Source organism: Lysobacter xanthus (assembly GCF_047159895.1).
In genome coordinates, this window is the sequence record NZ_BAAGAB020000087.1 from 1 (window position 1) to 9,027 (window position 9,027).

10 protein-coding genes are annotated in these 9,027 nt (G+C 71.3%); all 10 read left to right on the forward strand.

All coding sequences use genetic code 11. The features are described 5' to 3' along the window. Positions 1-50 precede the first annotated feature (50 nt). The 10 genes from ACY35P_RS14110 to purH all read left to right on the forward strand — a co-directional run bounded on the left by ACY35P_RS14110 (position 51) and on the right by purH (position 8,976). Positions 51-1,211 carry a protein-disulfide reductase DsbD family protein gene (locus tag ACY35P_RS14110; protein WP_462116473.1) on the forward strand — a complete coding sequence of 387 codons (1,161 nt, stop codon included), beginning with the start codon at positions 51-53 and terminating at the stop codon, positions 1,209-1,211. Further along, positions 1,208-1,795: a TlpA family protein disulfide reductase gene (locus tag ACY35P_RS14115; RefSeq protein WP_462116474.1), complete on the forward strand. Its 588-nt coding sequence runs from the start codon at positions 1,208-1,210 to the stop codon at positions 1,793-1,795. Before ACY35P_RS14110 ends, ACY35P_RS14115 begins: the two co-directional genes overlap by 4 nt. A gap of 94 nt (positions 1,796-1,889) precedes the next feature. Beyond that, positions 1,890-2,357, forward strand: a complete 468-nt coding sequence (gene aroQ, locus ACY35P_RS14120; protein WP_462116475.1) for a type II 3-dehydroquinate dehydratase — start codon at positions 1,890-1,892, stop codon at positions 2,355-2,357. A gap of 51 nt (positions 2,358-2,408) precedes the next feature. Then, positions 2,409-2,897: an acetyl-CoA carboxylase biotin carboxyl carrier protein gene (accB, locus tag ACY35P_RS14125; RefSeq protein WP_462116476.1), complete on the forward strand. Its 489-nt coding sequence runs from the start codon at positions 2,409-2,411 to the stop codon at positions 2,895-2,897. A gap of 82 nt (positions 2,898-2,979) precedes the next feature. Further along, positions 2,980-4,347, forward strand: coding sequence for an acetyl-CoA carboxylase biotin carboxylase subunit (gene accC / locus ACY35P_RS14130; protein ID WP_462116477.1), 1,368 nt, complete (start codon positions 2,980-2,982; stop codon positions 4,345-4,347). Between the two features lie 63 nt (positions 4,348-4,410). Beyond that, positions 4,411-5,091 (forward strand): hypothetical protein, encoded by a 681-nt coding sequence (locus ACY35P_RS14135; protein WP_462116478.1) that lies wholly within the window; start codon positions 4,411-4,413, stop codon positions 5,089-5,091. A 26-nt stretch (positions 5,092-5,117) separates the two neighbouring features. Continuing rightward, the gene (prmA, locus tag ACY35P_RS14140) at positions 5,118-6,035 is read left to right on the forward strand and encodes a 50S ribosomal protein L11 methyltransferase (RefSeq protein ID WP_462116479.1); all 918 of its coding nucleotides are present in this window, start codon (positions 5,118-5,120) and stop codon (positions 6,033-6,035) included. A 32-nt stretch (positions 6,036-6,067) separates the two neighbouring features. Beyond that, positions 6,068-6,913, forward strand: coding sequence for a DUF3426 domain-containing protein (locus ACY35P_RS14145; protein ID WP_462116480.1), 846 nt, complete (start codon positions 6,068-6,070; stop codon positions 6,911-6,913). A gap of 108 nt (positions 6,914-7,021) precedes the next feature. After that, positions 7,022-7,315, forward strand: coding sequence for a DNA-binding transcriptional regulator Fis (gene fis / locus ACY35P_RS14150; RefSeq protein ID WP_462116481.1), 294 nt, complete (start codon positions 7,022-7,024; stop codon positions 7,313-7,315). Positions 7,316-7,377: 62 nt separating this feature from the next. Then, complete coding sequence (gene purH, locus ACY35P_RS14155) at positions 7,378-8,976, forward strand: bifunctional phosphoribosylaminoimidazolecarboxamide formyltransferase/IMP cyclohydrolase (RefSeq protein WP_462116482.1); 1,599 nt, start codon at positions 7,378-7,380, stop codon at positions 8,974-8,976. The last annotated feature ends 51 nt before the right edge of the window (positions 8,977-9,027 follow it).

Consider the following 9,027-nt stretch of genomic DNA (forward strand, 5'->3'; position numbering starts at 1 on the left):
GACGGGGTACATGCTGCGAATTATCCGGAGCACGTACGTCGCTACCTTGAGTGCTCAACCTGATGCCCTGCGTGCTGCCGGTGCTTTCGCTCAAGGCGCTGTCGCTCGCGGACAGCGCGACGCCCGCCGCCGCGCGTCGCCATGCGGCGGGCTACACAGCCGGCGTGGTCACCAGCTTCCTGCTGCTCGGCGGCCTCGCGCTGGCCCTGCGCCATGCGGGCCGCGCACTCGGCTGGGGCTTCCAGCTGCAGGAGCCCGTGGTCGTCGCGGTCCTCGCACTGGTCATGTTCGCGCTCGGCCTCAGCCTCTCGGGGCTGTGGCACGCGGGCGGCCGCTGGACCGGTGCCGGCGATGGCCTCACGCGCCGCAGCGGGCTGGTCGGCGACTTCTTTACCGGCGTGCTCGCCGTCGTCGTGGCGACGCCGTGCACCGCGCCCTTCATGGGCGCCGCACTGGCCTGGGCCTTCCTCGCACCGACCGCGCTCGCGCTCGCCGTGTTCGTCGCGCTGGGCCTCGGCCTCGCGATGCCCTTCATCCTGATCGGCCTGCTGCCCGGCCTCGCGGCGCTGCTGCCGCGGCCCGGCGCGTGGATGGAGACCCTCAAGCAGGCGCTCGCCTTCCCGCTCTACCTCACCGCCGCGTGGCTGGTCTGGGTGCTGGGCCGGCAGCGCGGGCCGGATGCGATCGCCTGGACGCTCGCGGCCGCGGTGGCGGTCGCGTTCGTCGCCTGGGCCTGGTCGCGCACGCGGCATCGCGGTCGCGCCTGGGGCACCCTCGCGCTCGTGCTCGGGCTCGCCGCGGTGGGCGCGTCGCTCGTCACCGTGCATCGCCTGCCGCGCCCGAACGCGCCGGTCGCGGCGGCCGCGGGCACCCACGAGCCCTTCAGCGAGGCGCGCCTCGCCGCGCTGCGTGCGGAGGGCCGCGTGGTCTTCGTCAACATCACCGCCGACTGGTGCGTGAGCTGCAAGGCCAACGAGCGCACCGTGCTCGGCCGGCCCGTGTTCGCCGCGGCGCTGCAGTCCGCCGGCGCCGCCTACCTCGTCGGCGACTACACCGATGTCGATCCCGCGCTCACCGCCTTCCTCCAGCGCCACGGCGCCGTCGGCGTGCCGCTCTATGTCGTCTACCCGCGCCGCGGCGAGCCGAAGGTGCTGCCGACGCTGCTGACGACCGCGATGGTCGAACAGGCGCTGGGCGACGCGGCCCGGTGAGCACCCGCGCCATCCTTGCCGCGGCGGCGATCGCCGGCGTCCTGGGCGTGGCGGCGAGCCTCCTGCTCGGCGGCGGCATGCACGGCACGAAGCTCGCACGCGCGATCGCGCCGCCGCCCGCGACCGCACCCGGCCTTGCCGTGGCGGGCGTCGGCGACCCGATCCCGGCGCTCGCGTTGCCCGACCTCCACGGGCGGGTGCGCCCGCTCGCGGACGTCCTCGCCGGGCGCCCGGCGATCCTCAACTTCTGGGCCAGCTGGTGCGGGCCCTGCCTCGAGGAGATGCCAGCGCTCGACGCCTTCGCCCGCCGACAGGGCGCGAACGGCGTGCAAGTGGTCGGCATCGCGCTCGACGACGCGGACGCGGTGCGCGCCTTCCTGCGGCGTCGGCCGGTCGGCTACGCCGTGCGGATCGACGCGCCTGGGCCGGCGGACGCCGGTGCGCGCCTCGGCAATGCCCGCGGCGTGTTGCCCTACAGCGTGCTGGTCGGTGCCGACGGCCGCATCCTGCGCCGGCACGCCGGGCCGCTGACCGCGCGCGACCTCGACGACTGGGCGCTCGACGCGGTTCGAACGCGCGATTGAATTTCGTCCAACGTCGGCGATACGGTAGCGAACGTCTGGACAGCTTTTCCGCCAGGGCGCAGACTGCGGCGCTTCGACGTCGGAAGGCCCCGCCATGGCGAAGCTGCTGGTCCTGCACGGGCCCAATCTCAACCTGCTCGGCGAGCGGGAGCCCAACGTCTACGGCCGCACGTCCCTCGCGGCGATCGACCGGGCCCTGAAGGTCGACGCCGAGTCGCACGGCCACACGCTCGAGTCGATGCAGTCGAATGCGGAGCACGAGCTGATCGACCGCCTGCACGCCGCCCGCGGCGACGGCACCGCCTTCCTGATCATCAATCCCGCCGGCCTGACGCACACCAGCGTCTCGCTGCGCGATGCCGTGGCCGCGGCCGACCTGCCTTTCATCGAAGTGCACCTGTCCAACCCGCATGCGCGCGAGCCGTTCCGCAAGCAGAGCTATTTCAGCGACCTCGCGATGGGCGTGATCTGCGGCTTCGGCGCGGACAGCTACCGCTTCGCGATGGAAGCCGCGCTGACCTGGCTCGACAAGCGCGCCGCGGCGCACGCCAACCGTTCCTGATCCGGCACCGCGACCGCGGCGCCGTTCCCGAATCCACAGACGAGGCCCGACATGGACCTGCGGAAAATCAAGAAGCTGATCGACCTGCTCGAGGCGAGCAACCTCTCGGAAATCGAGATCAAGGAAGGCGAGGAGACGGTGCGCTTGGCGCGCACCACCTCGCGCCCGGTCGAGATCGCCTACGCCCCGCAGCACATGCAGCCCGTCCAGCAGGCGCAGCCGCAGGCCGCGCCGCCGATGCCGATGCAGAGCCCGACGGACGCCGCCTCCGGCGGTTCGGCGAAGGCCGGCGGCGACCTGCCCGCGGGCCACGTCGTGCGCGCCCCGATGGTGGGCACGTTCTACGCCTCGCCCGCGCCGGACAAGCCGGCGTTCGTCACCATCGGCCAGCAGGTCAAGGCCGGCGAGACGCTCGCGATCATCGAGGCGATGAAGATGTTCAACCCGATCGAGGCCGACGTGTCCGGCACCGTGCTGAAGGTGCTGGTCGAGAGCGGCCAGCCGATCGAGTTCGACCAGCCGCTGTTCGTCATCGGGTGAGCCCGCGCGGCCCGCGCCGCGCACAACCGCCTCGCGACGGGGAGTCGCGGCGCGGTCCTCCATAGACCCATGGACCTGACCCATGCTCGATAAAGTCGTCATCGCCAACCGCGGCGAGATCGCGCTGCGCATCCTGCGCGCGTGCCACGCGCTCGGCATCCGCACCGTCGCCGTGCACTCCACCGTCGACCGCAACCTCAAGCACGTCGCGATGGCGGACGAGTCGGTCTGCATCGGCCCCGCACCGAGTGCGCAGAGCTACCTCAACATGGCGCAGATCATCGCGGCCGCCGAGGTGACCGATGCGCAGGCGATCCATCCGGGTTACGGCTTCCTCAGCGAGAACGCGGACTTCGCCGAGCGCGTCGAGCAGTCCGGCTTCATCTTCATCGGACCGAAGGCCGACACGATCCGGCTGATGGGCGACAAGGTCGAGGCGATCCGCGCGATGAAGGCCGCGGGCGTGCCGTGCGTGCCGGGCAGCGGCGGCCCGCTCGGCGACGACGCGGCGGAGAACGTCAAGATTGCGCGCGAGATCGGCTATCCGGTGATCGTGAAGGCCGCGGGCGGCGGCGGCGGTCGCGGCATGCGCGTGGTGCACACCGAAGCCGCGCTGGTCACCGCCATCCAGACGACCAAGCAGGAAGCGAAGGCCGCGTTCGGCAACGACATGGTCTACATGGAGAAGTTCCTGGAGAACCCGCGCCACGTGGAGATCCAGGTCCTCGCCGACGGCCAGGGCAACGCAATCCATCTCGGCGAGCGCGACTGCTCGATGCAGCGTCGCCACCAGAAGGTGGTCGAGGAAGCGCCCGCGCCGGGCATCACGCCGCAGTTGCGCGCGGAGATCGGCAAGGTTTGCGTCGAAGCCTGCATCCGCATCGGGTATCGCGGCGCCGGCACGTTCGAGTTCCTGTTCGAGGACGGGCGCTTCTACTTCATCGAAATGAACACGCGTATCCAGGTCGAGCACCCGGTGACCGAGCTCGTGACCGGCATCGACCTCGTCACCGAGCAGCTGCGCATCGCCTCGGGCCAGAAGCTGCGCCTGAAGCAGGAGGACATCGTCCTCGAGGGCCATGCGATCGAGTGCCGCATCAACGCGGAAGATCCCGACACGTTCATGCCCTGCCCCGGCCTGATCCAGCACTTCCACGCGCCGGGCGGCCCGGGCGTGCGTGTCGACAGCCACATCTATGAAGGCTACCGGGTGCCGCCGAACTACGATTCGATGATCGGCAAGCTCATCGTGCACGGCCCGACGCGCGAGATCGCGATCGCGCGCATGCGCGTGGCGCTGAACGAGATGGTGGTCGACGGCATCAAGACCAACATCCCGCTGCAGCAGCGCATCCTCTCCGATGCCGGCTTCCAGCAGGGCGGACAGAACATCCACTACCTCGAGAAGCGGCTGAAAGAGCAGAAGGACAAGTCGATCGCGATCGGCTGATCCGCCCTTTCCATCGCCCCACCCCATCCGCTCACCGTTCCGGTTTTCATCCAGGAGTCCACGATGCACAAGGGAATTGCGACCGCTTCGCTGATCGCGCTCACCGCCGTCACCGCGCTGTCCGGCTGCAAAAAGCACGACGATGCCGCGCCCGAAGCCACGGCCACGGCGCCCGCCCCGGCGCCTGCCGCGCCTGCACCGGCCGCACCCGACGCCGCCGCGACGCCGGCGGCCGACGACGCGCAGGCCAAGCTCGCGTACGCGACGATGGAAAACGACTACATCAACGATGCGAACGCCCAATGGGCGACGGCGGCGACGGCCAGTTCGTCGTTCGGCGACGCGGCCGACAAGCCGGCGGATTCGCACGATGCCAGCACGCCGTGGCAGGCCACCGGGGCCGTCAACGGCGACGCCTGGACGAACAACCAGCAGGACATTGGCTTCGACTGGCTGCAGCTCGACTACGCGCGGCCGGTCTCGGCGACCGAAGTGCGCGCGGTACTCGACGAGAACGGCGTCCGGGCGATCACCAAGGTGGAGCTGATCGGCGTCGACGGCGCGGCCCACACCGTATGGAGCGGTACCAGCGACGTGGCCCGCGACGAGCGGGGCTCCCGCACGTGGTTCGTGCGCAAGTTCGACGCCACGCCGTATCCGGTGAAGTCGGTGAAGCTCAGCTTCGCCAACGCCGTCGCGACGGGCTACAAGAACGTCGACGCCGTCCAGCTCGTCGGCAAGTAAGTCCTTCCGCCCACAGGCCGCCGGCGATGCCTTTCCTCGAACTTTCGCTCCCCTGCACCGAGGCGCAGCAGCCGCGCTACGAGCGTGCGCTGGAGGACGTCGGCGCGCTCGCGGTCACGCTGGTCGATGCGCATGCCGACGCCCCGGACGAGCAGGCGATCTTCGAACCCGGCGTCGGCGAGCAGCCGCTGTGGGGCGAGATGGTGCTCACCGCGCTCTTCGAAGCGGGCACGCCGCGCGAGCCGCTGCTGCAGGCGCTCGCCGCGATGGACGAAGGCCTCGACTGGTCGCGCGCGGACTTCCGCGACGTCGAGGACCAGGACTGGGAACGCGCCTGGATGGACCAGTACGAACCGCTGCAGTTCGGCGCGCGCACCTGGATCGTGCCGTGGAACCACGATCTGCCCGAGGGCGCGGATGCGCGCGACGCGGCGATCGTGCGGCTCGACCCGGGGCTCGCGTTCGGCAGCGGCACGCATCCCACGACCGCGCTGTGCCTGGCCTGGCTCGACGGCCTCGCCGGCGAGGGCGTGCTCGACGGCGCGCGCGTGCTCGACTTCGGCTGCGGCTCCGGCATCCTCGCGCTGGCCGCGCTCAAGCTCGGCGCGGCCAGCGCGGTCGGTGTCGACAACGATCCGCAGGCGGTCACCGCGACGCTCGACAATGCGCAGCGCAACGGCGTCGACGACCGGCTGGCCGTGCACCTGCCAAGGGACGAGCCCGCGGCGACCTATCCCGTCGTCGTCGCCAACATCCTCGCCACCGCGCTCATCGACCTGCGCGACACGATCGTCGCGCGCTGCGCGCCGGGCGCGCGCCTGGCGATGTCCGGCATCCTCGCGGGACAGGAGGACGAGGTCATCGCCGCCTATGCCGATGCGCTCGCCGAGGTCCGCGTCGAGCGCATCGAGGACTGGGTGCGCATCGACGGCCGCCGTCGCTGACCGCCCGATGCCGGGCGTGATGGAATAGCGCGATGTTCAAGCCCTGCCCCAACTGCGGTTTCCTGGTCGCGCTGATCGCCGGGCGCGAGGCGAGCCAGCGCTGCCCGCGCTGCGGCAGCGCGCTGGTGGGCGAGAACGACGACATCCCGGAGCCGACGCCCCGTCGGCGCCAGCGCGACGTCGCCGACGAGACGCGCCTCGCGATGGCGCACGAGGCGCCGGTCGCGCGCGAGCCGGTGGATCCGCCGTCGGCCCCGGTCGATGCGCCGTCCGCCGACACGCCAGCGGGCGCGCCCGACGCGCCTTCGGAGGCGATCCCGGTCGACTCACCGGCACCCGAGGACACCACGGCGGCCGTGGCACCGCCCGTGCACGACGGCCCGAGCTTCGTGCGCCGGCGCGAACGCGCGCGGCCAGATGTCCGCCGCTGGCCCTGGATCGTCGCGCTCGGTGCGCTCGCACTGCTGCTCGCCGTGCAACTGCTGCTCGCGCAGCGCGCACAGCTGGCGCGTGACCCCACATGGCGGCCGGTCGTGTCGCAGGCGTGCGCGGTGTTCGGCTGCGACGTCCCCGCCTGGCACGAGCCGTCGGCCTACGCGATGCTCGCGCGCGGCGTGCGCCCCGATCGCGCGCAGCGGCGCGTGCTGCACGTCACCGCGACGGTGCGCAACGACGCGCGCTGGCCGCAGCCGCCGCCGGTGGTGGTGATCAGCCTGTCGGACGTCGACGGCCGCCGCGTCGGCGCGCGCGCCGTGCCGCCTGCGGAATACGGACGCGATGCGGCGTCGCAGGTCGCGCCCGGCGAAACGCTCGACGTCGCCTTCGACGTGCGCGAACCGGCCGCGCCGGTCGAGTCGTTCGACTTCCAGTTGCAGTGACCGTCCGTCCGGGGATGCGACGCCGATCGCGCGTCGCCCGGCCGCGCGCGACGTCGCCGGGCTAGACTCCGCCTCCGCCCGCACCGGACCGCGGGTCCTCCCGATCCCATGAACGCCGCCGCGTCCGACATCGCGACCGCCACCGTCACCGAGATCCGCCCCGGCGCGCGCGTGCCGCTGCGCGAGCACGTCGCCGTGTCGATCCGCCGCTTCCTCGGCGACCTCGACGGTTGCGAGATGACCGACCTCTACGAGATCGCGTTGCGCGAGCTGGAAATCCCGCTGTTCCAGGAAGTGCTGCGCCATTGCGACGGCAACCAGAGCCGCGCGGCGCAGCTGCTGGGCATCCATCGCGCGACGCTGCGCAAGAAGCTGCGCGACTACGGGCTCGCGCAGGGCTGAGCCCCGGGGCGGCTGGAGCCGGCCGGTATAATCGGCGCTTCCCCACGCCGCCCATTTTCCCCATGACCGCTGCCCCGAACGGCCCGTCGGTGACGCTTCGCCGCGCCCTGTTGTCCGTCTCCGACAAGACCGGCCTGCTGCCGCTCGCGCAGGCGCTCGCACGCCACGGTGTCGAGTTGCTGTCGACCGGGGGCACCGCGAAGGCCCTGCGCGATGCGGGCCTCGATGTGCGCGACGTCAGCGACGTGACCGGCTTTCCCGAGATGATGGACGGCCGCGTCAAGACGCTGCATCCGATCGTGCACGGCGGACTGCTCGGACGCGCCGGCGTCGACGATGCGGTGATGGCGCAGCACGGCATCGGCGCGATCGACCTGCTGGTGCTGAACCTCTATCCGTTCGAGAAGGTCTCGGCCGATCCGTCGTCGACGCTCGACGAGATCGTCGAGAACATCGACATCGGCGGCCCGGCGATGCTGCGCTCGGCCGCGAAGAACTTCGCGCGCGTCGCGGTCGCCACGGATCCCGCGCAGTACGACGCGATCGCCGCCGAGCTCGACGCGAACGACGGCGCGCTGTCGGCCGCCACGCGTTTCGCGCTGTCGGTCGCCGCGTTCAATCGCGTCGCGCAGTACGACGCATGCATCAGCGACACCCTGTCGGCGATCACGGCCGTCGACCCGGCAGGCGCGTTCGAGCGCAGCCCGTTCCCGCAGCAGAACAACGGCAGCTTCACCAAGGTGATGGACCTGCGCTACGGCGAGAACCCGCATCAGCTCGGCGCTTTCTACCGGGACCTGTATCCGGTGCCGGGCACGCTGGCGACGTTCACGCAACTGCAGGGCAAGGAGCTCAGCTACAACAACCTCGCCGATGCCGATGCCGCGTGGGAATGCGTGCGCCAGTTCGAGCGCACCGCCTGCGTGATCGTGAAGCACGCGAACCCCTGCGGCGTCGCCGAGGCCGTCGACAATGCGCACGCCTACGAGCGCGCCTACGCGACCGACCCCACGTCCGCCTTCGGCGGCATCATCGCCTTCAACCGTCCCCTTGACGGCGCCACCGCGAAGACCATTCTCGACCGCCAGTTCGTCGAAGTACTCATCGCGCCGGATTACGACGAGGCCGCGCTCACCTACGCCAGGAAGAAGGCGAACGTGCGCGTGCTGCGCATCCCGCATGGCGACGGCCGCAACAACATGGACGTCAAGCGCGTCGGCTCGGGCCTGCTGATGCAGACGGCCGACATCCGCGAGGTGGCGCGCGACGAGCTGAAGGTGGTGACGAAGATCGCCCCGACCGACGCACAGCTTTCCGACCTGCTGTTCGCCTGGCGCGTCGCCAAGTTCGTGAAGTCGAACGCGATCGTCTACGCGCAGGACGGCCGCACGATCGGCGTCGGCGCCGGCCAGATGAGCCGCGTCTATTCCGCGCGCATCGCCGGCATCAAGGCGACCGATGCCGGCCTCGTCGTGCCGGGCTCGGTAATGGCGAGCGACGCCTTCTTCCCGTTCCGCGACGGGATCGACGCGGCGGCCGAAGCCGGCATCAAGGCGGTCATCCAGCCGGGCGGCTCGATGCGCGACAGCGAGGTGATCGCCGCGGCCGACGAACACGGCCTCGCGATGGTATTCACCGGGATCCGCCACTTCCGCCACTGACGCTGGCTTCGCGTATCGACCGGCAGTGTGCGGCGATGCGTATCGCCCTCG